This is a genomic window from Viscerimonas tarda (assembly GCF_054601255.1).
The window spans coordinates 121,760-148,215 of record NZ_BAAHWV010000004.1 but is presented as its reverse complement, the minus strand read 5'-3'; the positions used below and the strand labels follow the sequence as shown (position 1 = coordinate 148,215).

Sequence of the window (26,456 nt, the reverse complement as noted above, 5' to 3'; positions counted from 1 at the left end):
AGTAATAAAAAAGTTATGAGTTGACGAATGTGAATAATGAGAATAATGTGCCATTTGGCGCAAAGCGACAAAAAAGGAGTGGAACAACAAATTGCTCGTATGTACAATAAGGTACGGACAACATGTTCGCGGCAGCATTTTTTTTTATTTACTTCATTGCTTTTTTGTGCCCATGCCGTTTACATTACTTTTTGATGAAAATAGTTGTTGATTCAGAAACTTGTTTGTATCTTTGTAGTGGAATAAAGACTAAATAGCTATTGCTGAATCGTTGCAGGTTGTTTAGTTGATATAACGGCTAATAACTATTTCTTGTATGTAGAGGGTTATTAGCCGTTTTCTATTGCAGTTATGCAGTATTGTATTTTTTGACCGCTACCTCGCAATTCCCCTACTGTAAGTTTTATTTTTCCAAAATCTGCTTTATCATATTCCATTAAAATCATTTCCGAAAAACGATTTTGATTTTCATTGTTTTCTTTTGGCTTTACACGCTGTTCTACTTTCGCATTTTCCAATATTTCAGTCAGATATGTTACTGCTAAAGTCGATTTGTACGAAAGAGCCGCTATCAAAGAAGTTTCTTGAATTGACAAAAATCGAATACTTATATAATCCTTTAAATCAAGGTTATAAATTTGTTTTGTCGGGTTTTCGGCATTCCATATTGCATAAAAATTTTTGATAATTTTTTTACGAATATTCAATTCTTCTCTTGTTTTCCCCTGCGGAATTTCAACATTATTCTCCATATAATCTTTATTTTTTTACTTTCCCAGCAAAGATACACATTTGTATATCACGCCACAAAAAAGCGGAAGCAAGAAGCAGGGGCGCAGATTAGCAATGAGTACTTATAAGCAGTTCTCTTAATGAAAGCTCATCGTCGGCGCAGAATTGCAGCCTGTGTCCGACAACAAATTGCTCGTATGTACAATAAATGTTCGCGGCAGCATTTCTTTTTATTTACTTCATTGCTTTTTTGTGCCCATGCCGTTTACATTACTTTTTTTGAAAAATAGCAAGGCAAACGCATGAAAATTTTTATTGCTTATACCTTTCGGTAAAATTGCTGATATGAGCAGGAGATTCCTCCCTTTGGTCGGAATGACTGTCTCTTTTTTTGGAGAGAGGATGAGGAAGTGGCGGCTTCGCCGCCACTTCCTCATCCCTTAAACCACTAACAGGCGAGTCATTCCGACCAAAGGGAGGAATCTCATTCGTAACAGTAGTACTAAATTTTTTCATGCGTTTGCCCTACGTTTAAACTTTAAACCTTGAACTTTCTATATTTATTTTCGTACCTTTGCAACGCTTAAATAATTTGTACAACCAACTAAAAAAAGACAAGTATGGAACAATACATTATATACGTGATTATCGCCGTTTCGATTGTCGTAAATATCTACCGGAATTTCCAAAAACAACAAGAGGCCGATTCAAAAAGGAATGTTTCAAAACCGGTTGTACGCACGCAGACTGCTTCTACTACATCGGCCAATCCGCCTATCTTTTCAAAACCAAAACCCCAAGTGGCCAGCCCTGCGGCAAAAGAAACCCGCCGCGACAATAGCAAATCCATTATAGAATCGGATCTCGAAGCGCTTCGGAAAAATGGAGGTTTGGCTACCTCGACGGAATACACCTCGCTGGAATCTACCTTGAGCGACTTTAGCACCATCGGAGGCCGGACATTTTCCAACATGGAAGGCTTTGAAATGGATGATACCGAAGAGAATAGTGAAATAAAAAATGACAAAAAGTTTGTTCGGAAAGCCCATCCTTTGTTTGAAAACAAAGACGATTTCAAAAAAGCAATCTTATACAGCACAATTCTCGAACGCAAATATGTTTAACCGGTTTCAGAAAATCAAGATATAGAAGTAATAACTAACAGATAAATAGATTAATTCAGTAGGAAATGGCATTAAAGTATGTAAGTGCAGAGGAGGCCGCAAGCCTCGTCAAAAATGGTGATAACATCGGATTCAGTGGATTTACACATGCCGGGTGCCCGAAAGTGGTGCCCACAGCTTTGGCAAAACGCGCCGAAGAAGAACATGCAAAAGGAAATCCTTTCAAGGTAGGAATATTTACGGGAGCCTCAACAGGCGATTCTATCGACGGAAATTTAGCCAGAGCGAAAGCCATTAAGTTTCGTACCCCGTACCAAACCAACAAAGATTTGCGAAATGGAATCAATGCCGAAGAAATAGATTATTTCGACATCCACCTTTCGCAGTTGGCACAGGAAATCCGTTACGGCTACCTTGGCCCTGTGGATGTAGCCATTATTGAGGCGGCGGACGTTACCGAAGACGGCGAAATAGTTCCCACTTGCGGTGTGGGTATCAGCCCAACATCGGCACGGATGGCGAAAGTTGTGATTGTTGAGCTGAATAGCTGGCACCCCAAAGAAATGAGAGGAATACACGACATCGTAGAATTTTCCGACCCGCCACACCGCAGGGAAATACCTATTTATAATGTACGCGACAGGATAGGAAAACCATTTATCAAGATAGATCCGGCGAAGATAGTTGTTGTAGAAACAAATTTGCCCAACGAAGGAAGCGGATTTGCTCCGGTGGACGAAATCACCACAAAAATAGGCGAAAATGTAGCCAACTTCTTTGTAAAGGAAATGCTGGAAGGCCGTATGCCGAAGAGCTTCCTCCCCATTCAATCGGGTGTGGGAAACATCGCAAACGCGGTATTGGCTGCCATGGGCGACAACAAAGATATTCCCGACTTCGACGTTTACACCGAAGTGATACAGGATGCGGTTATTGGCTTGATGGAAACAGGACGTATCAAATTTGTCAGCGGATGTTCGCTTACAGTCAGCAATCCGGTTATCGAACGCATTTATTCCAACCTGAAATTCTTCAAAGATAAATTGGTGTTGCGTCCGTCCGAGTTTTCAAACAACCCGGGTGTGGTTCGCCGCTTGGGTATTATTGCCATCAATACGGCGCTCGAAGCCGATATTTTCGGAAATATCAACTCTACCCACGTAATGGGAACAAAAATGATGAACGGAATTGGCGGTTCGGGCGATTTCACCCGCAGCTCCTATATTTCGGTTTTCGTAACCCCTTCGGTGGCAAAAGACGGAAAAATTAGCGCTTTTGTGCCGATGGTTGCCCATCACGACCACAGCGAACACTCGGTGAAAATTATCGTTTCGGAATACGGTGTTGCCGACTTGAGAGGCACAACGCCCCGCGAACGCGCCGAACGCATTATCGAAAACTGTGTGCACCCCGATTACCGCCCCTTGCTGAGAGAATACCTCAACAATGCACCGGTAGGCCACACGCCAGTTGACCTGTACAACTGTTTTGCATTTCACGAAGCTTTCCTCGAAACGGGCGACATGAGAAATGCCAAATGGCGTAAGAAATAATATGCTAATGTGAATAATGAGAATAATGTAGGGGCAACGCGTGCGTTGCCCTTTTTTTGGGTGTGGCGCCCACCGCGTTTTGAACGTAGGGGCGAATTATTATTCGCCCGTTGATATGCTGATTTTCATACCCCAAGCCAGCTTTCAAAGTCTTTTTGTTCAGCTTCGCTCAAATAAATATCTCCATCCGTTTTTGTTTCACTAAGATACTTATATACTTCCTCATCACTTATTGCTTTTGCCTCCGAAATCAGCAAATTTTCGATAAACGACTTGAGATTCTTTCCTTCGGCAGCAGCTTTGATGGAGAGGGCTCTGAACGTATCCGACGGGATGTCTATGTTTTTTCTTTTCTTTTGGAGCGCTTGTGTTGTCATACTGATTATTTTTACACAAAAATATAATATATACATGATATATACAATATATTTTGTGCATTTCGAGGGCTTAAACACATAGTCTCGCAGGGAACAAAACGACTATTCGCGACAGCGGGCTACAGCTATTTCCCCGAAACAATTTTCTTTATATCATTCAATTTATTCAGGGCTTCTACCGGTGTCAGGTTATTTATATCCAGCGATTTAATTTCGTCCCTTACCTGACTTAACACAGGGTCGTCCAACTGGAAGAAGCTCAGTTGGTAGCCTTCCCGTTCGCCGGTGATGTTGTCAATTGGGCGCGATATGCCTTCTTTGCGGTTGTTGGATTCCAGTTGCCTGAGTATGGCATTGGCGCGTTTGACAATGCTTTGGGGCATTCCGGCCATTTTGGCCACATGAATACCGAAACTGTGTTCGCTGCCGCCTTTTACCAGTTTCCGAAGAAAAATAACCTTGTTATCCACTTCCTTCACCGAAACATTGTAATTTTTGATGCGTTTGAACGACTTTTCCATTTCGTTCAGTTCATGGTAATGAGTGGCAAAAAGCGTTTTCGCGCGGTGTTTCGGGTGTTCGTGGATGTATTCCACAATCGACCAGGCTATTGAGATGCCGTCGTAGGTACTTGTTCCACGCCCCAACTCATCGAAAAGCACGAGGCTGCGCGACGAGAGATTATTCAGGATGTCGGAAGCTTCGTTCATCTCAACCATAAAGGTCGATTCGCCCAGGGATATATTATCTGAGGCGCCCACGCGCGTGAATATTTTGTCAACAACGCCTATCTGCGCCGATTCGGCCGGCACAAAACAGCCCGCCTGAGCCATCAAGGTAATCAGGGCAGTTTGACGTAGCAGCGCCGATTTACCGGCCATATTGGGGCCGGTGATAATGATAATCTGCTGCGAATCGCTATCCAGATAAACATCGTTGGCAATATACGATTCGCCCACCGGCAACTGTTTTTCGATGACGGGATGCCGTCCGCTTTTTATATCCAAATCGTCCGATTCGGTCATGTTGGGACGGATGTATTTATTTTCCTTGGACACCTTGGCGAACGAAAGCAGGCAATCGACACGGGCAATAAGGTTCGCATTGAGCTGGATGGTGGGGATGTAGTCGATGAGACTGCCGACCAAATCGTTAAAAATGCTTGTTTCCAAGGCCAGTATTTTTTCTTCCGCGCCCAAAATTTTCTCTTCGTACTCTTTCAGTTCCTGTGTGATGTAGCGTTCGGCATTTACCAGGGTCTGCTTCCGTATCCAATCGGCAGGAACCTTGTCCTTATGCGTATTTCGCACCTCGATGTAATACCCGAAAACGTTGTTGAAACTAACTTTTAGCGAAGAGATACCGGTCGCTTCCATCTCGCGTTGCTGTATCTGGAGCAGGTAGTCTTTCCCCGAAAAAGCGATTTCCCGGAGCTTGTCCAGTTCCTCGTTTACGCCTTTGCGGATAACATTTCCCTTGTTCAGCAGCGCCGGAGGATCGGGTTGTATTTCTTTTTCGATGCGGTTGCGGATAACGGGACAAGGGTTCAACTTCTCCCCTGTTTCCCTCAAACTTATTTCGCTCGAACCGAGAAACGCATCTCGAATAGGTTCGATGGCATTCAAAGCCACTTTCAGCTGTACCACTTCGCGGGGAGTTACGCGGTTGACGGCCACTTTCGATATAATCCGTTCCAAATCGCCAATCAGCGAGAGTTGCTCTTCCAGTAAGCCTTTCAGCTCGGTATCTTTGAAGAAATATTCCACCACCGACAACCTGTCGTTAATCGGCTTCACCTCCTTCAATGGGAAGACCATCCACCGCCGCAACATGCGCGCACCCATCGGCGAAACGGTTTTGTCCAAAATATCCAACAGGCTTTTTCCGCCTTCGTTCATGGTCGAAATCAGTTCGAGGCTGCGGATTGTAAACTTGTCGAGGCGCACATAACGGTCTTCCTCAATGCGCGAAAGCGTGGTTATATGGCCTATCTGTGTATGTTGGGTAATGTCGAGGTAGTGCAGGATTGTGCCCGCTGCAATAATTCCGTTGACCAAGGGTTCAACGCCAAAGCCTTTCAGGTTCTTTGTCTCGAAGTGTTTCAGCAGGCGGTCGCGGGCTGTGTCCTCCGTAAAATACCAATCGTCCAGTTCAAAGGTCAGAAAGCGCGTCCCGAAATAGTCTTCAAACTGCTTTTTGTGGCTTCGTTCCAGCAAGATTTCTTTGGGCGAAAAATTGGCCAGCAGTTTATCAATGTATTCCCTCGGCCCCTCGGCAGTCAGAAATTCGCCGGTCGAAATATCAAGCAAGGCTATTCCACATACGCTTTTTGCAAAATGGATGGCGCAGAGGAAGTTATTTTCCTTGTGATTCAGGATGTTATCATTGATAGACACGCCCGGGGTAACAAGCTCGGTAATGCCCCGTTTCACCAGTTTAGTGGTTTGCTTCGGGTCTTCCAGCTGGTCGCAGATAGCCACACGCTTGCCCGCCCGCACCAATTTGGGCAGATAAGTATCCAAAGCATGGTGCGGGAATCCGGCCAGCTCCACATCTGCGCGGCGCGTAAGCGTTATCCCCAATATTTCGGCGGCAATAATGGCATCGTGCGAAAAAGTTTCGTAAAAATCGCCCACCCTAAAAAGCAAAATTGCATCAGGGTGCTTAGCCTTGATTTCTACATATTGCTTCATCATAGGGGTTTCCGCTATCTTTTTTGCCACTGTAATTTGTTTTTTAATTAGAATTTGTATGAGTTGAGCAAAGGTAGTGAAAAACTAAAAGTGAAAAGTGAAAAGTGAAAAATAAATTAGCAAATGTGAATAATGAGGCTGATAAATACCTGTCTTGGAATAGAAGCAGCGGTTTCGGTAATGAAATGGTGTGAAGCCTTCCCCTCAACGTCCCCGCTGTAAAATGGACTCGCCATCATTGCGCTGATGTATTCAGCTGCATTTCTGTTTTTTTTTATTTTGATACATAAAAATTGATTTTAAACTGAGCCTACTCTTTGTAAGGATTTTCGGTATTAACTCCGTTGTTTTTTAGTTTTTCCGCACAAAAAAATCGTGTAAACTTTTGAATATTGGTTTACACGATTTTAAGATTTATTCAACTTGTCTCTATTGCACTACATTTCCTGCTGCATACAGCGGATAAACCTTGATTTTATCATACACAGCAAAATTTTCGAGCGAAGTGCGGATTCCGTATTCGCTGTTTTTCTCGTTCATAAACAAGTATAAACTCTGCATACTGCCTTTTGTTCCTGCTTTTACTTCGACCGGAATGATTTTTTCGTTGTTCTGAACAAGATAATCAACTTCGGCATTGCTGTTTTTGGCCTCGCGCTGCCAAAAATAGAGTTGATTTTGCGTGTAAGGACTGCTTGCTTTGAGCAATTCCAAGCCAACAAACAGTTCGGCAATCTTGCCTTTATTAACTGTTTGAAAATCATCAGAAAGCAAAATTTCGGATACATTCAATCCTGTAAGATTTTGATACAAACCTGTATCAAGCAACAAAAATTTCTGCTTTTTTGCGTTCATTTCCGCGCCAAGCGGAATACCGTTGGCGGCAGAATGGAACACAGGCAGCAAAAGCCCCGCCATTACAAGCAAATCAATACATTCTTTTATTTGCGAAAGGTGAAAATCCTGCTCAACTTTGGCATAAACAAATTTGTTGCACATTTGCGCAACGGCATTGTCAAGAACGGCATTAATACGCAGTTGTGGCACTTTTCCCCTGTATTTTGAAAAATCGGATTTTAGCGTAGTTGTCAGGTTTGAAAGCAGTTTTGTACATTCAAAAATACTCTGCGTTTCCACATATTTTGCTACCGCTTCGGGCATTCCGCCAATGACAAGAAATTTTTTTAAATATTCAACTGCTTTTGTATGAATATAATCGGGCAATGGCTTGACAGGACTTGCTTTTTGAATTGCCTCCTGCAAAAGATTTGCATCTGTGGCATTCATAAATTCGGCAAACGAAAGCGGAAACATAAACAGCGTTTCTATGCGCCCAACGCCGAAAGACGGCAATTCCGCCAAAGCAAATTCGAGCAGCGAACCCGCCGCTATAACGTGCAGTTCGGGATATTCCTCATAGAAAAACCGCAACGCAGAAATAGCATCGGGACAGGCTTGAATTTCGTCTAAAAACAGCAGTGTTTTTCCCGCCTCAATGCGTTTGTTGTAGATAATTGCAAGTTCGTCGCAAATTTGTTTGGGATTTGAATAGCGTTCGAAAACCTGCTTTGCCGTAGAATTTTCTTTTTTCTCAAAATTTATTTCGAGAAAAAACTCAAAATTTTCAGCCAAATGCCGCACCGAACTTGATTTGCCCACCTGACGCGCACCACGCAAAAGCAACGGCTTTTTGGTATCTGAATTTCTCCAATCAAGTAAATACCTGTCTATAAATCTATTAAAGTATATATTTTTCATTTTTCCAATCCAATATCAGTTAATATTTTGCGAAAATCCAATGCAAAAATAATGTACTTTTTTCGAAAATCCAAATCTGAAAAATCTTTTTTCGGCCAATGCGAATAATATTTAAAATGAAACCGGTAGGGGCTGTCTCGAAAGTCAATAAAATTACTCATTTTTTAGCGGAACAAAAAAATAGAGACGCGTAACTAAATGCAGAATTTGTAGAATATTGAAAAAACAGTTTGCCAGACAGAAAGAAGTTTATAAATTTGAGGACTTAATCGAAGTACCAAAAATCGTTATTATGGCATCGAAAAGAAAGTTGACCTCCCTTATATTGATTCCGGTGTTTGTTGTTGCGGCGCTCATTGTGCTCTTCCTCATTTTTATGTCTGATGCTTATATAGAAAGAGATTTACCCGAAATAAAAGAGACAGGGAGGCTGAAAGTGGTAACCGACTACAACTCGACAGGGTACTACGTCTCGGGCGATACCATTGCCGGATTCAACAGCGAGTTGTTGCGAATCATCGGACAATGCGCCGGTCTGAAACTGGACATAGAAGTAGAAAACGACCTGGCAAAAAGCATAGAGGGGCTGCAAAGCGGAAAATACGACCTGATTGCCCGCAACATCCCGATAAATGTGAACATGAGGAACCAAGTTACTTTTACCCAAGCCATTATTCATAACAAAATAGTGCTGATTCAGCGCAAATCGCAGAAAGGAGGGGTGAATAAACCCATAAGAAGTCATTTGGATTTGGCCAAAGCAACCATCTATGTTCCGAAGGCCTCACCGGCTATCCTGCGGCTCAATAACCTCTCGCACGAGATTGGCGACACGATATTTATAAAAGAAGACAGCCTTTACGAAGCCTCGCAACTGATTATGAAAGTGGCTGCCGGAGAAATAGATTATACCGTGAGCGATGCAAACACCGCCCGCATCCTGTCGAAAAAGCTGAAAGAAATAGACTTCGCCACCGACATCGGCTTCACGCACCTCGAAGCTTGGGCGGTGAGGCAAAATGCCCCCACCCTGCTCGACTCTTTAAATGCCTGGCTAAACAGATTTCAGGATACAAAAGAATTTCTGCGGCTGTATAATAAATATTACAAGTAGTCCAAAGTTTCAGGTTTCAAGTTCAAGGTTGTAGAGAGGTGGCGCGCCACGTCTGTTTGGACGAATGCGTATGCCGTCATTTTTATCTATACTGCAAATAACCAATACATTCTACAGTTATGATAAATTCCATTCTTAGCATTTTCAGGGAGCAGGCGCGCCGACACAAAATCATTCAATCTTTTTATTACAACCGCAATTACGAACTGGGCAACGGCAACGAAACGCATCCTGTTTTCTGGCTCGAAGATCCGCTTACGGGTCGTAATCAGAACAATACTTTTATCAACTCCCTCAATTTTTCCATTCTTTTTATTCCCGAAAACGATGCGGAAGTACCTACGCTCCAGAATCTGGCATTTTCGGCGGGATTGAATATCTTGGAACGCATCAAGCAGGATAAGAATATGCCTGTCGGTATTTTGCCTGCATGGACTTATACCACTTTGCGCGACTACTACGACAATAATGCCTGTGGCTGTCGTTTCTCAGTCGATCTCACGCACCGGAATATGCAAAATCTTTGTTTGATAGAGGAGCAGTTTGAGAATGAGAAGGAGTTTGAGAACGAAATCCCGCTGAATAGCTTTGATTTACAGGGAAATGTAAACCCCGAGGTATTTACGGGAAAACTTCCGGCCTTCGACCTTAGAACCTCTTGCCAATGAATGCTCCTACCTTGAAAGTTGTAGAAAGCATCGTCCGGGACATTATGGACTTGGTACAAACTATAATGAATGCGAATGACCTGCGCGAAAGTGCATTGAACAAAGATACACAACTGAAAATCAGAGAGCAAGGCAATCCGGTTATTGATATTATCTTCAACGATTACCTCAGCTACCTGGAAACCGGTCGGAGAGCCCGGTCGGGTAAAATGCCCCGAATCTCCGACTTGCGCGATTGGGCGCTCAAAAAAGGTATTCCGACCGACAACAGCGCCCTGTTTCTGATTGCACGAAGTATTTGGCAAAAAGGCTTGACTGCTCGCCCAATATTAGCCGTATTGGAGGAAGAAATCGAAAAAAGTTTTATGCATCAATGGGCCGATAGCTTGTTTGAGGCGTTGGTAGGGGAATTAAAGAGTTATCTGTATGAATAATAGAAAAAAATAACCAAATAAATATACTTTTTGTATTGCCATTAAAAAAATAATTCATACTTTTGTCAGACAGATTAAAAGGAACGATGCGAGAATGTGCGTAAGTGTCATGTTTTAAGGAAGATAGCTCAAGAACTGACTCAAAGTAGATTCTTAGGTTTTCTATTTTCTGTCTGTAGGTATTCTAATAAACATATGTTAGTAATATATAAATTGTAAGATTTATGAGTGAAAGATTAAGATCTGTCCAAAACGCAGAAGATCTGAATAGATTGGCTGCCGAGGTTAATTGTCAATATATTGGCTTTTTAGGGGCTCCTGATAAGGAATTCTCTAAAGAGTCCATCATCGCCGATGTGAATAAGTTTTTAAAGAACGTAAAAACCGGTAGTGGTTTTCAAACGGGATGGTTTACTGACTTGGATTAATTTACCGGAAGACAAGGAATCTATGGATAGTTGTAATTGCAACAAAGGAGTTTGTTGTGAGGCTCTTATGTTGCATAAAGGTTTGGTAGAATCTTACAGGCCTATGTTTTTGCATACGCCACAACAATTGGGAGCCCCCAGCCAGTTGAATACGCTACATTTAAAGCAATGTGTTTTAAGTTTGCTCAAAGAGGTGCATAACGAACCCTCTCTTTCGATAGAGATCGGTTACGATAAATACGAAAGTTTATATAGTTCATTTACTTATATTTCCGAGAAGAAAACCATCTATATAACGGTGAATAGCCAATTGAATACTTGTTGGAGAAGGTTTGCTGCTTGCAAGGAACTGATGCAGATTTATGTTGTATTTATTGTAGAATACTTGAGTAATCCGAAAAGAAGTTTGGAGGAAATGCTCGACGAATACAATCCTCAAGAAGGAAACTTGGACGATATATTAGGGGATTATACCGATTTTCAAAATTCATTCAAAACAATAAAAGATTTTCCAAATATTCAAGAGAATAAGCGTTTGTTGGCAGAATGCAAGTCGTATATAGCAGCCGTTGATTTGTTTTTCCCATATACTGAAAAATCAAAAGTAAAGGGGATCGGATTAGCCGTAAAAAGAAATGAAAGTACAAGTTTCGATTTGGCAAAAGACTATAGATGCCCAGAATATATTACAAACTTTTATTTGAATGAATTGCAGGATTTCACATTAAATTTAATGACAAATGATTTTCTTCGCAATGAAGTCGCTTGTACTTTAAAGTCCATATAATCAATGACTTTATTGTCTGTAAATATTAAAATCCGATGACTTATTGCCATTGGATTTTTTTTGTCTTGAATACAGGTTTTTGCCGATGAATCATAAAATGTTTTTCTCCTCCCCAATTAAACCTTTCTCCAAATCGCAGGTCAAATCAATTAAAGTTTTTTAATTGATTGATTTTGTGCCATGAAATACAAATATACCTCGTTTGTACTTTTATTCTTTATCTCGTTATGCGCCTTTTCGCAACAAGCGGCCGTTCCAAGATATACCATTGAAGGCGAGGTGGTTGACTCGTTGTTGTCCGAAAAAGTTGAGATGGCGACCATTGCCCTTTACAGCCAAAAAGACAGTTCGTTTGTGAAAGGAACAGGGTCTGATGCAAACGGACGGTTTACAATTAACAATGTAAATCCCGCAACTTATTACCTGACTATTTCTTTTTTGGGGTATAAAACGGTATCTATCCCTATTTCCGAAAAACGGTTTTCGTCCCCCAGAATAAAGTTGGGTAAAATAAACTTGCCTACATCCAATATCGAACTTTCATCGGTAGTGGTAACTGCCGAGCTGGCCGAAATGGTGGTGAAAGAAGATACCATCGAATACAATGCCGCTGCTTTCAGGTTGACCGAAAGCGCTGTTGTTGAGGATTTACTGAAACGATTGCCCGGAGTGGATGTGGATACGGATGGAAAAATTACGACCTCAACAGGCAAAGACATCAGGCGGGTGTTTGTGGATGGAAAAGAATTTTTTGGAAACGACCCCAAAATGGCTACCCGGAATCTTACCGCCAACATGGTGGACAAAGTGCAGGTAGTGGAGAAAAAATCGGATTTGGCCATCCTGACCGGAGTAGAAGATGACGACCCCGAAACCATTATCAACATCACCATAAAAAAAGGAATGAAGAAAGGCTGGATGGGCAATATTACCGGCGGCGCAGGCGGATTGATTGATAATGTTACCAACGAAAGCGCCCGTTACACGGCGAGCGGCAATGTCTATCGGTTTACGGAAGACGACCAGCTTGCGTTCGTTACCAATGCCAATAACATCAATCAACAGGCATCAACCGATGGCGGTAATGCTGTTCGCGCAGGAAGGGGCGGCGGTGCAGGCGGTAATGGAATAACAAGCTCCAATGCCTTTGGAGTGAATACCAATAAAATTATAAACGACAAGCTGAAATATGGAGCAAGCATTTCGTACAATTATAGAGATAACTATGTGAATAATACCAGTGTAAGGCAAAATTTTCAGGCGAAAAACGTTAATAATTCATCATCCTACAACCGCGATTACAGCAACAATGTGGTATTCAACGGACGCTTGGAATATCGTCTCGATTCGGCAACAACAATGATTTTTACGCCCTCATTTTCGTATAATTCTTCTCTTTCGAAGCTGCAATCGAACCAAACGACTGTGAGGGACGATGCTGACTTGTCGCTTATAAACAGCAGTAACTCGGTTGGCGATGAAAAATCGGATGGGCTACAGCTCAGGATGCAATTTGATGTTTCGCACAAATTGTCGGCGGCAGGACGTAGAGTAAGTTTTAGCGGATGGTTCAGTATTGACAACAATTCGGGGAACGGTTCTACTAATGCGGAAAATATTTTTTACAACGATCACACGAAAGATCAAATTCGGGATCAACGCTTTCATACAACAGCAAACAGAGACAATTATAATTTGCGGCTAACTTATGTGGAACCCTTGGGCAAAGGAAACTTCCTGAATTTTTCGTACAACATACAAAACAATAATACGAAAAATAGAAAAACAACATTGGATTATGACGAAGCAGAAGAGGAATACTCAATACTGAGCGCCAATTACAGTAAAAGTTCCGATACACGTTCTGTAACGCAAAATATACGGGCAAATTTCAATTCAAACAAAACAAAATATGCCTACAATGTCGGGCTGAGTATCTCGCCTGTATATAACGATAGCAAAAACTTTATCGAAGATTGGTTTGGAGCAGGGCAGGATTCTATTGTTAGCGACCCTGACGGACGGTTTTCTATAAACTATGCCCCGTTTTTCGACTTCACCTACCGCTTCGGTGGAGCCAATCGTTTTATCCGAAAGAATCTGAGGCTAAGGTATAACGGGCAAATGAGGCAACCATCCATAACACAGCTCGACCCTTCTCAAACCAGCACAAATCCATTGCGTATCAGAAGTGGAAATCCCGACTTGCTGCCATCGTTCAACAATAGTTTTTCGTTGGAATTTAATACGAATAACAGAGAGACGCAACGTTCGCTAACCGCAACGCTTTCCTACACGTTTGTCCAAAATCAGATTATCAATTATACTTCTACCGATACGATAACGGATATTCAATATACAAGCCCGATTAATGAGAACGGATCGTGGAATTCCGCCGCCAGCGTACTGGCATCCATTCCCTTGGATGACAAGAAAAAGTTCAAATTGTCGTCCTCTTCCAGGGCGAGGTACAACAATGAGATCGGCTATTCAAACCTGAGTAAGGAACAATCGAGCGTGAGGAATGTTTCCAAGACATTGGATTTGAGCGAAATTGTGAAGATTAGTTATAGCAACGACTGGTATTACGGACAGTTAAGCGCAAGCGTCAGGTATGCCAATACAAGCTATTCGTTGGCCACCGTCCAAGACCGGAAATCGTACAATTATGGCCTTACTTACTATACCCAGCTAACTCTGCCTCTAAGCTTTAGCATCGCATCCGATATTGCTTATACGGCCAACCGTGGCTTGTCGGACGGTTATAACAAAAGCGAATTGTTGTGGAATGCCGAATTGAGCAAACAGTTTTTGAAGCAAAACAGGGGTTCACTGCGCTTCCAGATAACAGATATTCTGCAACAACGTTTAAACATCCGGCGAACACAAGACGAAAAATCCATTACCGACAGCAAATTTACGGCCTTATCGAGTTATGCCATCATTTCGTTTGCCTACCGCTTCAATAATGTTGGCGGACGTAGAACCCGGGGGCAAAACAGGGGCAATACCGGCGACAGTTTTGAAAATACCGGCGATACAGGCGGTACAGGCGACTACGAAAGAAGCGGCGACCGCCCGATGGGAGGAAACCGGTCGGGTGGAGGAAGACGGGGTAATTGATGTGCTAATGTGCTAATGTGCCAATTGGCGCGAAGCGGAAATAAATTCATTATACTCACTATTCTCATCAGCACATTAGCACATCAGCACATTAATTAATGTCCGAATATTTTTTATATTCCCTTGCAAAATGTATTTTTGCAGGGAGGTGTTTTTTTATGCAATAATAATACGACAATGAAACTGATTGTAGAAAGCGGATCGACCAAAACGGAGTGGGCTATCATCGAAGGCCAACAACTTATAATGTCTGTATTTACCGATGGTATTAATCCTTTTATGTATTCGCCGGATGCCATTCGCCGGATGCTAATCAATCAACTGCCCGAAAGTGTTCGCTCCGTGCGGTTCGACCAAATGCATTATTATGGAGCCGGATGTGTAGCTGAGGCTCAAAAGAAGACCATAAGAACGATTATGGGGATAATACCGGCAAAGGAAATGTCGGTAGAGAGCGATTTACATGCCGCTGCCAGGGCGCTGTTCCGGCACGAAGAGGGCCTGGTTTGCATATTGGGTACAGGTTCCAACTCGTGCCACTACGATGGAAAGTCTGTTGTGAAAAATGTGCCGCCGCTGGGTTTCATTCTGGGCGACGAGGGCGGAGGCGCCGTATTGGGTAAACTATTCCTGGCCGATTGCCTGAAAGGATTGGCGCCCGAATCCCTGACTCAGGAATTTTTTGACAAATACAAAATCTCTTACACGGATGTTTTGGACAAGATATACAGGCAAGCTTATCCGAATCGTTACCTCGCCACTTTTTCGACTTTCCTGGCAAAGCATGTCGATGACGAATATGTCAACAAGCTTGTCGTATCGAATTTCGAGAGCTTTTTCAGACGGTCTATTCTGCAATACGATTACGAGCGGCTCCCTGTGGGCTTTGTTGGCTCGGTAGCATATCATTACCGCGATTTGCTAGGCAGTGTAGCCTCAACTTTTGGCATCCCCATTTGTAAAATAATAAAATCGTCCATGGAAGGGTTGATTGAATATCATAATTAATGTGCTGATTTGCTAATTATAAAAACATGACAAAAAAAGAGTACAAAGAAAAATTTGATGAAGAAGAGGCTGTCGGCTGGTTGGCCATTGACGAAAAAATAGCGGAAATTTATCCAAATACGGCTCCACGTCATTATGCACCGCCTTTGCATTACTTTTTGGGTGGAAACGACCCCATCGACGGCACGAGTATTTATGATTCGGAGAAGCAGGAGTTTCACCGGCATTTTGTATCGTATGGCATGTCGGAACTGTATTATAATGAGGATGCCGCAGGTGGCGGGTTTAGCAAATGGGGATTTGAATTTACCTTTCGCCTGAAACCTTTTGCCGAAGACAAGGAAGACCCCTTGTGGGTGATTGAGGTGATGAACAACCTGGCGCGCTATGTTTACCAGAGCGAACGCTGGTTCGAGGAATACCACTTTGTGCCTGCCAACGGGCCGATACGAACCGAAACAAAGGCCGTTATCGACATTGTAGGGCTGGTTTTTGTCCTCGACCCCGAATTAGGAAAGATTGATACGCCCCATGGCGAACTGTCGTTTTTGCAGATGGCAGGCATTACCTCAAAAGAACTCGACCGCTTGAAAGCCAATCCTACGACTGATGAAGTTAAAAAGCTGGTGGACGAAATGCGGGTAGCCAATCCCTTGCTGATAACCGATTTATTGAGGAAATAATGCACCGGCATTTAGTTAAAAAATGTTCTATTAGAACTATTTGTAGATTTTAATTTATTAAACTACCCTTAAAGTATTGCTAAATAATAGAATTATCATTACCTTTGGCTCCAAAGGAAAGTTGTCGTTGGCAGCCGGAATTTATTTTAGAGGGGAAAATACATGTAACTCTCTGGAAAACAATCGTATAATTGCTAATAAACCATATTAATAAATTTAAAACGTAAAAAAAACATGAAAAAATTATTGAAACTTAGTTTGTTATTAACCTTAGCATGCGTCTTGCTGAGCTCATGTGAAGACGATGACAATGGCATTAAGGGGCCTACCGATGCATACTTCAGCAATTTGCCAGCGAAAGCTCAGAATTTTGTAAAACAGCATTTTGGCTTGGACGCTTACAGGAAAGCGAGATTCTTCAGGGAGGAGATAACTCTGGTTAATACTAATGGCGGTTGGGAAGAAGTAATCGAATTAGTCGAATATGATCCAGAAGAAGCGAAATATGTACAACCCCCTGTAAAACCTTCTTTCTTCAAAGTTGAATTAGCTGGAGGCGTACAAGTTGATTTTGATAAAACCGGAAACTGGCAGGTGATAGACGGAAATGGTAAAACCCTTCCGAACTCTATCCTGTTGCAACATAAGGTTCCTACACTCACCTACCTCGAAAATTACCATGCAGGTAAGGCCGCTTTAAAGTACGACAGGAAATTTTATGGCGAAATAATCACATTGGAACCTAATACTGATTTGGCTTTCTCTACTAACGGCCAGTACTTAGGCGTTAGCAAGCCGACAGCGAATCTGCCCGGAGGCGCATCTCAAATATTGAATACTTACTTTGCCGATACCAATACCGGAGACTTGGGCGTATTTGAAACTATTGGCAGCGACGATCAAACAGAATATGTTGCACAATACGAAAATGGATTCCAGCTTCGATTCGACTCCAATGGCAACTGGTTGCTAGTTGATAGCCAGGACGATAGCCTGTTTTTACCAAAACCAATTGTAGCTATTCTCCCGGCACAAGCAGCACAAATTTTGACTACCCATTTTGCCGAGATTGCACCCGATCCTATTACCGGTAATTTGGCCGATTTGACCAGAATTTCCAGAGAAACCATAGAAGATGTTATTCATATAGATTATTCGTATAAATATGCGCTCCGTTTCGATAAGAACGGAAATTGGTTGAGCCTGGCCGGAAAAGACGGCTCACAATTTTTACCGCTGTCTCTTTCGGTAGTTTTATCGGATAACATTAAAAGCTTCCTGGCTTCGCACCAGCTTGATACCGAATTGAACTTGGTGGCTAAGGAAAAAGATCCTCTGACAGATGAAAATATTACCAGAGTAGAATTTGGAAACGGCGATAGATTGGTATTTGACAAAGACGATGTTTGGAAGTCATTGAATGGTGTTTTCTCACAATCGGTAATAGACATTCTTCCAACCAATATCAGTAGTTTCCTGACTACCTATTTTGCTGCGCCTAATATAACAGTAACATCTGTTGCCAAGCTAAACCAGTACATAATATATAACAGAGATACTATTGATATTATACCGGTTATCGGAGTTGCTTACTCTAACAGTAATAGTGTAGTATTTAATCAATCGGATGGCAGTTGGAGATCAATGAGCGGAAATAATAATTTGCCTGCAACTCTCACAGCGACTCTTCCAACCGATGTTCAAGGATTCTTGGATGATCATTTCCCCATGTTTATCACTCCTAAACCGGTGATAACCGCTATTCGCAAGGAAAATTCAGCAGTAGTATTAAATGACCAGGCAACGTTCTATCCAACACTTTACATTACTTTCCAGGATGGAAATAATGTACGCTTCAACTATACAGGAACAAACACCGGTAACACTTGGAGAACGGTAGGCGGAACCGTACAAACTACAGGGGCTCAAACAGGTCTTACCTGGTTACCTGTAACATTGACAAGTCTGCTTCCTCCTGTTTCCAAGGACTTTGTAGCCGATCATTACCCGGTACCTGTTTTGGGAACGATAAGATCTGTTGCTAACGAAACATTGATGGTAACCATAGTCCCCGGAATACCCGAGTCGGAAGGTGTAGAAGCAGTAGATCCGATAAGAGCTGTTGACGAATTTGTTACACTCAGCTACAGCGATGGTTCATCAATAAGATTCTATAAAAATACCGGCGACTGGAGGACAATCAATCCTAAGAATGCTACAACACCTCTTTCTCCAACCATTAAGCCAACTTTGCCGGCCGCATTGCTTGCTAAAATAGCAGCCGCAGGATGGGATGACGGAGAGTTGCTGTACCTGAACAAGGTGAACGATAACTACTACGAAATACGCTTCTTTAAAGAAGGTGTAGCAACAAGCAACGTTAATTTCGATTTGTTGGCGCCTTAAAGAATATAAATGGCTTGCATAAGCGCATGATAAAAAACGCTGAATCATTCAAGATTCAGCGTTTTTTTTGTTGACAATGGATGGTTTGATGTAAAGGGTGTTGCATGCAACGCCCCTATCATCTTTTCTTTGCGGGCTTGCCAACCATTTGTCTGAACCACGATTTTATTAAGATTTTCTTGATTTCCATGATTTTTTCTGTAGGGGCAGACCTGTGTGTCTGCCCTTGATAATGAGGCTGTGTCAAAAGCCTGTCATCCCGTGCTTGACACGGGAGCACCCAAGTAAACGTGCAATGACTCCGGCTGGCTCGGACATGTTGTCTGTGCCCTGTATGCCAAATCGTTGTTGGACACAAGCTGCAAGCCTGCGCCAGCAACGAATGCCAACTAAAAATAAGAACGCAAATTACACGGATTACGCAAATAAGCTACTATACATTTTCTTATCTAATTGAATTTCAACAATAAATAAATTGCGATAATTCGCGTAATCTGTGTAATTTGCGTTCAAAAATACGTTCGAGACAGCCTCTTACAAATCATTTTTTCTTGAAACCTCTTACCACGCAAACAAGGGGTAATCTTTCATTATACTATTCACTTTTTCGCGAACAATTTCGATTGTTTTTCCGTCTTCGGGATTGGAAAGAACGGTGTCTATCAGTTCTACTATAACGCCCATGGTGTCTTCTTTGGCGCCGCGTGTGGTGATGGCCGGTGTACCGAAACGAAGTCCCGATGTGAGGAAAGGGCTGCGGCTATCGAATGGAACCATGTTTTTATTGGTTGTAATATCGGCTGCTACCAAGGCTTTTTCGGCCAATTTACCTGTCAATTCGGGAAATTTGGTGCGAAGGTCAATCAGCATACTGTGATTGTCTGTTCCGCCCGAAATTACTTTGTAGCCTTTATCAATAAATGCTTTAGCCATGGACGAGGCGTTTTTCTTCACCTGTGCCTGATAAACCTTGTACGAAGGATCGAGGGCTTCGGCAAACGATATGGCTTTAGCGGCAATAACATGTTCGAGCGGGCCGCCCTGTATTCCGGGGAATACGGCCGAATCCAGCAACGACGACATCATGCGTATTTCGCCTTTCGGAGTTTTCCTGCCCCATGGGTTCTCGAAATCCTGGCCCAGTAAGATGGCGCCGCCACGCGGTCCGCGAAGTGTTTTATGTGTTGTAGTAGTTACAATATGTGCATGGCGGAGCGGGTTATCCAACAATCCGGCAGCGATAAGTCCGGCAGGATGAGCCATGTCCACCATAAATATAGCACCTGTTTTGTCGGCAATCTTGCGCATACGGGCATAATCCCATTCGCGCGAATAGGCCGATGCGCCGGCGATTATCAGTTTTGGCTTTTCGGTCAATGCTACTTTTTCCATCTGGTCGTAGTCCACCTGTCCGGTTTCTTCCTTCACATTGTATTCCAAGGCATGGAATATAAGACCCGAAAAATTGACGGGCGACCCGTGCGAAAGATGTCCACCATGCGAAAGGTTCAAACCGAGAAACTTGTCTCCTGCTTGCAAACAGGCCAAAAATACGGCAGCATTGGCTTGCGCTCCCGAGTGAGGCTGAACGTTTACCCATTCGGCGCCGAACAGTTCTTTCAACCGGTCGATGGCCAGTTGTTCGCTCAAATCTACAATTTCGCAACCGCCATAATAACGTTTTCCCGGATAGCCTTCGGCATATTTATTGGTCAGACATGTACCCATAGCTTCCATAACTTGGGGGCTAACGAAATTTTCGGAAGCGATAAGTTCGATTCCCTTCAACTGACGTTGATACTCCCTCTCAATAATATCAAAAATAGCTGTATCCCTTTTCATAATTAATTGTTATGTGATTTTTAGTTGAATTTGAGTATTTAGCTTGCAAATTTAAGAAGAATAATCTAATGAACATTCACTCTGTCTGCAAAAGTTTTAAGTTTTAAGTTCAAAGTACGTGGCTGTCTCAAAAGAACGCGAATTACGCGAATTACACAAATTTACGCAAATAAGCCACTATATCTTTTTCTTACCCAGGGCAAACCATGAAAGATTTTACTGCTGCTTATGCCTTTCGGTAAAGTTGTTGATATGAGCAGGAGATTCCTCCCTCTGGTCGGAATGACGGTCTCCTTTTGGGGAGAGGAGATGAGGAAGCGGCGGCTTCGCCGCCGCTTCCTCATCCTTTAAACTACTAACAGGCGAGTCATTCCGACCAAAGGGAGGAATCTCATTCGTAACAGCGAGTATATAAAAAAAATTCAAGGTTTGCCCTGTTTTCTTACCTAATTGAATTTCAATAATAAATAAATTGCGATAATTCGCGTAATCTGCGTAATTTGCGTTCAAAAATACGTTCGAGACAGCCCTGTACACAAAAGTAGGGTCGCGCCATGTCTAAAAACCACCAACTGCTTTAGAAAAAAAGTTAAAACAAAAGCGCCTCTATATACTACCTAAACAACAAAAAGAATTGATGCCAGCTTGTTTATTTAGCCGACTTTCTACATGTCGCAACTTGTATTTTATACAATAAGAGGCAAACCTGCGGAACGGCGAGGCTTTGTATTATTAAAATATTGGCATTACATTTATGCTTGATAATTGAAATCCTAATAAACAACAGAATGAAAACAACATCTTTTTTTAACCCGAAAAAGCTTTTATTTTTTGCTTTGATAATGCTTTGCAGCAGTACATTTCTGGCTCAGGAAAATCCGTTTGTGCGGAATATTTATACAGCTGACCCTTCGGCGCACGTGTGGGCGGATGGCCGGTTGTATGTATATCCCTCTCACGATGTGGATCCTCCGCGCGGATGCGACCTGATGGATAAATACCACGTGTTTTCGACCGATGACATGGTAAACTGGGTTGACCACGGACAAATACTCGAAGCCAAAGATGTGCCCTGGGGCAGACCCGAAGGCGGTTTTATGTGGGCGCCCGATTGTGCCTACAAAAATGGCAAGTACTACTTTTATTTCCCGCATCCAAGTGGAACAGACTGGAATCATACATGGAAAGTGGGCATTGCCGTAAGCGACAAACCGGCCAGCGACTTCAAAGTGCAGGGCTACATTGAAGGAATAACCGATGCCTTTGCCATGATTGACCCCTGCGTATTTGTGGATGAAGACGGACAAGCCTACTTCTACTACGGTGGCGGTGGCAGATGTAAATCGGCCAAACTGAAAGACAACATGACCGAACTGGCTGAACCGCTACAAGATATGGAAGGGCTTAAGGATTTTCATGAAGCAGCCTGGGCATTTAAACGAAACGGCCTTTACTATCTTTGTTATGCCGACAACAACAGAAATGCGGAGACAAATAAGGGCGCTAACCGCCTGAACTACGCCACAAGCAGCAGCCCCAAAGGCCCCTGGACGTATCAGGGTGTTTACCTCGACCCAACGGGTTGCGATACCAGTCATGGTTCGATTGTTGAGTACAAAGGTCAGTGGTATGCTTTTTATCACAACAGCGTTCTCTCGGGACGCGGTAACCTGAGGTCGATTTGCTTCGATAAACTCTATTTCAATCCCGACGGTACTATTCAAAAAGTGGTGCAAACGGGCTTGATTAAGAAATAAGATACAGGCATATTGCAAGTAGAGATGTGGCGTGCCACGTCTCTTTTTTATACACAACTTACCCATTGCCTCGATATTTTCGTAAATGTGGGGTGTTATTGGGTTTGCATTTTCATAAAAATAGCACACGGATTACAAGGAGTGAACGGAATATATTTACTTGGCTGTTTGTAAAGTATTGAAAACTACATATATAGAAAAAGATTCCATGTAATCAGTGTGCTATTATCAACTTTATGAGGCAGTCTCCACTCTCAACCGCCAATAGCCGCAATTTTTTTGTTGGATTTTCAGGTATTCGTAAACCTCTTTGGTTGATGGCAGTTTTTTTTGTAATTTAGATGCTGTAAATAGTTATGCGATGATACAATTAGCCAATAATCAAACAACTCCATTCGTCCGGCAGATGTGGAAAACCTGTTTTGGGGATTCGGACGAATTTATGGACATCTATTTTAGTCGAAAATATAAGCATGAGAATACGCTTATTTATTTCGAGGAGGGGGTGGCTGTATCTTCGCTGCAACTATTGCCCTACGAGATGCGCTTCTACGGTTCGATTGTGCCGGTGGCCTACATATCGGGAGCCTGCACTTTGCCCGGATACAGGGGAAAGGGGTATATGAAAAGCCTGCTTATGGCATCGTATAAGCTGATGCAAGAACGCCGGATTCCCATTAGCTTGCTTGTCCCTGCCAAGGAGTGGTTGTACGGCTTTTATGCAAAATATGGTTACGAAAAGGTTTTTGACAATGGAAACAAGCCGATTAATTTACAGCCATTCTTGTCGCACTATCCGGCTGAGACGGGAATAGCCTACGACCTATTCGACAGGAAATACCAGCAACGGGACTTTTGTGTGTTAAAAACCCGAGCAGACTTCGAGGTTATTATGGACGACTGCAAGCTATCTGCCTGTTCGCCGAAATACGATTTGGCCGGGATGGCGCGTATTATTGACGCAAAATCTGTACTGAATTTTTATGCGCAAGAAAATAAAAAAGCAAAGTTTACACTGAGAATTACCGACTATTTAACCGAAAATGAGGGATTTTATGCAGTAGAAAACGGTAAGGCAGAAAAGCTAACCATTCAGCCGGTGGATTTGACGGTTGATATACAACTACTCGCCCGCTTAGTTTTTGGCTATCATTTGCAAGATTTACCACCCGTCTGCCGGAAGTTTTTCCACGAGCATCATCCTGTTATGAATTTGATGTTGGAATAGCCTCCTAAATCCCCCGTGGGGGGACTTTGACGGCTTTTTATTCAATCTACTTGGAGATCGGGTTGTAATTGTATATTTTTGGAGAATAAATCAGAATTTATTGACTATGAAAAATTTAACTTACCTGTTATTGTTGTGTTTTATGTTCGCAGGCATTGCCTTGATCTCATGTGGTGGCGATGATGACGAAGAATTTTTTGTAACGAACGATGATGCTACTGCCAAAGAAATGGTAAAAGGCAATTGGAAAGTTCAAAGTGTAACGATGAAAACCAATTATTCGGAGACGGGAATAGATAAGCTTGTAAATAAGGAGTATCAATCAATGCTAAAAAAGAGCACACTTACAATGTCTTTTGGCGATGAATTTGTGAAAAGTATAACGACCGAAAGGAGTACCGGAAATATTGTAAGCGAGGAAAACGACAAATATTATTTTGGTAATAACCGGCTGTATATCGAAGACCAGATATATCATGTAACGCTTTCGCAGACCTACAAAGTCTCCAACAAAACATTGATTTTATTATGGGATTTTACAAAAGCGGATTTTACGAAAGTTTTGCAGATTGGGGGAGCGGAAGAGTTAATTGCATCAATACCCTCCAATCTTTCAGGAACGCTCAGCTATACACTTAAAAAGTACTAATGTCGGAAAACTCGAAATATTTACTTCTTTTTTTCTTGGTTTTACATACACTTATTCATCGGCATTTGTTGATATTTTATGATTTTCTTTATCTATATTTGCAGTACAATTTGAATATGAGAACAACTATATCACAATCCAATAAGCAAATAGTGGGCAATAATTGGGCTAACATAACAAGTCCTAATGCTCAATCTTATACGGTTGATGACATCATCAACGCCAACGAAGAGGGTTGTAACGATGGCTTGGCAGCATACCTTAAGAAAATGAGGAAGGAGCTGAAAGCCAATCTGCAAAACGCTTTACCTATCATGGAAAGTTTTTTTAATTCAATCAACTTAGAGAAGGAAAATTGCAAATTAATGCTTCTCCGTCTGGCCGATATTAATAGATTTGATTTTATTATAGCAATAGACAAGGCTGTTTATTTTAATGATGAATTATGTCGTCCGATTTATGAAAAGTCTTTTGATGTAAGAAGGCAAAATTCAAATTTCGATATTTCTTTTATGCCATTTAATGGAAGCTTAAATATCGAAAGTCTCAATTCCGATAATTTTATAGCTATTTATGGCAAACCTGAGTAATATTGAACAGGCCAGGCACAATGAAAGCGTATGTAATTATATCGGGAAGAAACCGGATTATTCCGATTGGGTAGTAACTACCGCTTTTTACTCTGCAATACACTATGTCAGGCACTTAATTTTACCTTTAAGCGAGGGCGGATTGACATACACAACTTTCGAAGCATTATTTACCCGAAAAAAACAGAACCAAGAGGGGCGACACGGTTTTCAATCAAGGCTGGTTGTGGAGATGTTTCCCGAAATAAGGTATGAATATGAGAGGCTTCACGATATGTCAACGAATGCGAGATACCTTAATTACTCTTACGTCCGCGAAGAGGCCACTTTAGCTAAAGTTTATCTGTTGAAGATAAAGGAATACACGCAAAGCCGAAAGACCGATTAATTTTATACCCACAAAAAAAGAGCAACCTTCTCAAGTCGCTCTTTCTCTGTAAATAGCCTGTATTTATTTCTTTTTTCCTTGGTTTGCTACGGCGTCCATTAGTTTTTTGATTTCTTCGGGGTCGCCCAGGAAGTAATCTTTTACCAAATTCAAATCGTCGTCAAATTCAAATACATACGGAACGGCTGTTGGCAGGTTCAAGGCGATAATGTCTTCGTTTGAAATGCCTTTGAGGTATTTTATGATACCGCGCAAACTGTTTCCGTGTGCAGCCACCAATATTTGGTCGTGGTTTTTCAGCGCAGGGTAAATAGTATCTTGCCAGTAAGGGAGAATACGTTCTACGGTTTCTTTCAACGACTCGGTCAATGGAAGATAGGCGCTGGGCACACCGTTGTAACGTTGGTCAACAAAAGGGGAACGTGGGTCATTCTTTTCAAGTGGCGCCGGTGGAACATCGTAGCTGCGCCTCCATACAAGGACTTGTTCGTCTCCGTATTTTTCGGCGGTTTCGGCTTTGTTCAATCCTTGCAACATACCGTAATGTTTTTCGTTCAATCTCCACGATTTCTGCACAGGAATCCAATCCAAATCCATTTGATCGAGGACGTTGTTTAATGTTTTTACCGCTCTTTTCAGGTAAGAGGTAAAAGCGATTTCAAAGTTGAAGCCTTCGGCTTTCAGCAGTTTCCCTGCTTTGACAGCCTCTTCAACTCCTTTTTCCGACAAATCGACATTTGTCCATCCTGTAAAACGGTTTTCCTTATTCCAAACACTTTCTCCGTGGCGGATTAATACTACTTTTTTCATATCTGCTTATATTGTTTAATTTGTATTTCTAATTTGAGATTGCAAATTTAAGAACAAAGACTGAAATTATGGAACATTTTGTGGGAAAAACCAGAGCAAACGCATGAAAAATTTATATACCAATAGTCGAGTCATTCCTCCCTTTGGTCGGAATGACTCGACTATTGGTGGTTTAAGGGATGAGGAAGCGGCGGCGAAGCCGCCACTTCCTACTCCCCTCTCCCAAAAAGGAGACTGTCATTCCGACCAAAGGGAGGAATCTCCTGCTCATATCAGCAACTTTATCGAAAGGTATAAGCAATAA

General features: G+C 42.2%; 25 protein-coding genes. 17 read left to right on the top strand and 8 right to left on the bottom strand.

Annotated elements, in window-relative coordinates; genetic code table 11:
• Positions 1 to 329: 329 nt before the first annotated feature.
• Both ACYPWY_RS02965 and ACYPWY_RS02960 read right to left on the bottom strand, forming a co-directional pair.
• The gene (locus tag ACYPWY_RS02965) at positions 330 to 752 is read right to left on the bottom strand and encodes a hypothetical protein (RefSeq protein ID WP_459683943.1); all 423 of its coding nucleotides are present in this window, start codon (positions 750 to 752) and stop codon (positions 330 to 332) included.
• A 292-nt stretch (positions 753 to 1,044) separates the two neighbouring features.
• A complete protein-coding gene (locus ACYPWY_RS02960) occupies positions 1,045 to 1,248 on the bottom strand; it encodes a hypothetical protein (protein WP_459683942.1) in 204 nt (67 codons plus the stop codon).
• Between the two features lie 104 nt (positions 1,249 to 1,352).
• Here ACYPWY_RS02960 and ACYPWY_RS02955 point away from each other — a divergent pair, with 104 nt between their 5' ends.
• Positions 1,353 to 1,856 (top strand): hypothetical protein, encoded by a 504-nt coding sequence (locus tag ACYPWY_RS02955; protein ID WP_459683941.1) that lies wholly within the window; start codon positions 1,353 to 1,355, stop codon positions 1,854 to 1,856.
• A 65-nt stretch (positions 1,857 to 1,921) separates the two neighbouring features.
• A complete protein-coding gene (locus tag ACYPWY_RS02950; RefSeq protein WP_459683940.1) occupies positions 1,922 to 3,409 on the top strand; it encodes an acetyl-CoA hydrolase/transferase family protein in 1,488 nt (495 codons plus the stop codon).
• A gap of 125 nt (positions 3,410 to 3,534) precedes the next feature.
• Here ACYPWY_RS02950 and ACYPWY_RS02945 read toward each other — a convergent pair whose 3' ends face one another.
• The 3 genes from ACYPWY_RS02945 to ACYPWY_RS02935 all read right to left on the bottom strand — a co-directional run bounded on the left by ACYPWY_RS02945 (position 3,535) and on the right by ACYPWY_RS02935 (position 8,237).
• Positions 3,535 to 3,786, bottom strand: a complete 252-nt coding sequence (locus ACYPWY_RS02945) for a hypothetical protein (RefSeq protein ID WP_459683939.1) — start codon at positions 3,784 to 3,786, stop codon at positions 3,535 to 3,537.
• Between the two features lie 125 nt (positions 3,787 to 3,911).
• Positions 3,912 to 6,482 carry a DNA mismatch repair protein MutS gene (mutS, locus tag ACYPWY_RS02940; protein WP_459683962.1) on the bottom strand — a complete coding sequence of 857 codons (2,571 nt, stop codon included), beginning with the start codon at positions 6,480 to 6,482 and terminating at the stop codon, positions 3,912 to 3,914.
• Between the two features lie 426 nt (positions 6,483 to 6,908).
• A complete protein-coding gene (locus tag ACYPWY_RS02935; protein WP_459683938.1) occupies positions 6,909 to 8,237 on the bottom strand; it encodes an ATP-binding protein in 1,329 nt (442 codons plus the stop codon).
• A 292-nt stretch (positions 8,238 to 8,529) separates the two neighbouring features.
• Between ACYPWY_RS02935 and ACYPWY_RS02930 the strand changes: the two genes are divergently transcribed.
• From ACYPWY_RS02930 to ACYPWY_RS02890, 9 genes are all read left to right on the top strand, one after another.
• Positions 8,530 to 9,351: a transporter substrate-binding domain-containing protein gene (locus ACYPWY_RS02930; RefSeq protein WP_459683937.1), complete on the top strand. Its 822-nt coding sequence runs from the start codon at positions 8,530 to 8,532 to the stop codon at positions 9,349 to 9,351.
• A gap of 119 nt (positions 9,352 to 9,470) precedes the next feature.
• Positions 9,471 to 10,019 (top strand): hypothetical protein, encoded by a 549-nt coding sequence (locus ACYPWY_RS02925; RefSeq protein WP_459683936.1) that lies wholly within the window; start codon positions 9,471 to 9,473, stop codon positions 10,017 to 10,019.
• Positions 10,016 to 10,453, top strand: a complete 438-nt coding sequence (locus ACYPWY_RS02920; RefSeq protein WP_459683935.1) for a hypothetical protein — start codon at positions 10,016 to 10,018, stop codon at positions 10,451 to 10,453. Before ACYPWY_RS02925 ends, ACYPWY_RS02920 begins: the two co-directional genes overlap by 4 nt.
• 224 nt (positions 10,454 to 10,677) lie before the next feature.
• Positions 10,678 to 10,881, top strand: a complete 204-nt coding sequence (locus ACYPWY_RS02915; protein WP_459683934.1) for a hypothetical protein — start codon at positions 10,678 to 10,680, stop codon at positions 10,879 to 10,881.
• Between the two features lie 22 nt (positions 10,882 to 10,903).
• Positions 10,904 to 11,668 carry a hypothetical protein gene (locus tag ACYPWY_RS02910; protein ID WP_459683933.1) on the top strand — a complete coding sequence of 255 codons (765 nt, stop codon included), beginning with the start codon at positions 10,904 to 10,906 and terminating at the stop codon, positions 11,666 to 11,668.
• 180 nt (positions 11,669 to 11,848) lie between these two features.
• Entirely contained in the window at positions 11,849 to 14,791 is a 2,943-nt protein-coding gene (locus ACYPWY_RS02905) for an outer membrane beta-barrel protein (RefSeq protein WP_459683932.1), read from the top strand.
• Between the two features lie 177 nt (positions 14,792 to 14,968).
• Positions 14,969 to 15,799, top strand: coding sequence for a hypothetical protein (locus ACYPWY_RS02900; RefSeq protein ID WP_459683931.1), 831 nt, complete (start codon positions 14,969 to 14,971; stop codon positions 15,797 to 15,799).
• 26 nt (positions 15,800 to 15,825) lie between these two features.
• Complete coding sequence (locus tag ACYPWY_RS02895; protein WP_459683930.1) at positions 15,826 to 16,482, top strand: suppressor of fused domain protein; 657 nt, start codon at positions 15,826 to 15,828, stop codon at positions 16,480 to 16,482.
• A 234-nt stretch (positions 16,483 to 16,716) separates the two neighbouring features.
• A complete protein-coding gene (locus ACYPWY_RS02890) occupies positions 16,717 to 18,888 on the top strand; it encodes a PepSY-like domain-containing protein (protein WP_459683929.1) in 2,172 nt (723 codons plus the stop codon).
• Positions 18,889 to 19,449: 561 nt separating this feature from the next.
• Here the strand turns inward: ACYPWY_RS02890 and glyA are convergent.
• Positions 19,450 to 20,730 (bottom strand): serine hydroxymethyltransferase, encoded by a 1,281-nt coding sequence (gene glyA / locus ACYPWY_RS02885; RefSeq protein ID WP_459683928.1) that lies wholly within the window; start codon positions 20,728 to 20,730, stop codon positions 19,450 to 19,452.
• Positions 20,731 to 20,946: 216 nt separating this feature from the next.
• Positions 20,947 to 21,156, bottom strand: coding sequence for a hypothetical protein (locus ACYPWY_RS02880; RefSeq protein WP_459683927.1), 210 nt, complete (start codon positions 21,154 to 21,156; stop codon positions 20,947 to 20,949).
• A gap of 416 nt (positions 21,157 to 21,572) precedes the next feature.
• Between ACYPWY_RS02880 and ACYPWY_RS02875 the strand changes: the two genes are divergently transcribed.
• The 5 genes from ACYPWY_RS02875 to ACYPWY_RS02855 all read left to right on the top strand — a co-directional run bounded on the left by ACYPWY_RS02875 (position 21,573) and on the right by ACYPWY_RS02855 (position 25,342).
• Entirely contained in the window at positions 21,573 to 22,487 is a 915-nt protein-coding gene (locus ACYPWY_RS02875) for a family 43 glycosylhydrolase (RefSeq protein ID WP_459683961.1), read from the top strand.
• 361 nt (positions 22,488 to 22,848) lie between these two features.
• On the top strand, positions 22,849 to 23,715 hold the full coding sequence (locus ACYPWY_RS02870; RefSeq protein WP_459683926.1) for a GNAT family N-acetyltransferase: 867 nt from the start codon (positions 22,849 to 22,851) through the stop codon (positions 23,713 to 23,715).
• Between the two features lie 106 nt (positions 23,716 to 23,821).
• Complete coding sequence (locus ACYPWY_RS02865; protein WP_459683925.1) at positions 23,822 to 24,364, top strand: hypothetical protein; 543 nt, start codon at positions 23,822 to 23,824, stop codon at positions 24,362 to 24,364.
• A 116-nt stretch (positions 24,365 to 24,480) separates the two neighbouring features.
• On the top strand, positions 24,481 to 24,954 hold the full coding sequence (locus ACYPWY_RS02860) for a hypothetical protein (RefSeq protein WP_459683924.1): 474 nt from the start codon (positions 24,481 to 24,483) through the stop codon (positions 24,952 to 24,954).
• Positions 24,938 to 25,342 carry a hypothetical protein gene (locus ACYPWY_RS02855; RefSeq protein ID WP_459683923.1) on the top strand — a complete coding sequence of 135 codons (405 nt, stop codon included), beginning with the start codon at positions 24,938 to 24,940 and terminating at the stop codon, positions 25,340 to 25,342. Before ACYPWY_RS02860 ends, ACYPWY_RS02855 begins: the two co-directional genes overlap by 17 nt.
• Positions 25,343 to 25,405: 63 nt before the next feature.
• On the opposite strand, the gene gpmA is transcribed toward ACYPWY_RS02855, so the two are convergent.
• Positions 25,406 to 26,152 (bottom strand): 2,3-diphosphoglycerate-dependent phosphoglycerate mutase, encoded by a 747-nt coding sequence (gene gpmA / locus ACYPWY_RS02850; RefSeq protein ID WP_459683922.1) that lies wholly within the window; start codon positions 26,150 to 26,152, stop codon positions 25,406 to 25,408.
• Positions 26,153 to 26,255: 103 nt separating this feature from the next.
• Between gpmA and ACYPWY_RS02845 the strand changes: the two genes are divergently transcribed.
• The gene (locus ACYPWY_RS02845) at positions 26,256 to 26,456 is read left to right on the top strand and encodes a hypothetical protein (RefSeq protein WP_459683921.1); all 201 of its coding nucleotides are present in this window, start codon (positions 26,256 to 26,258) and stop codon (positions 26,454 to 26,456) included.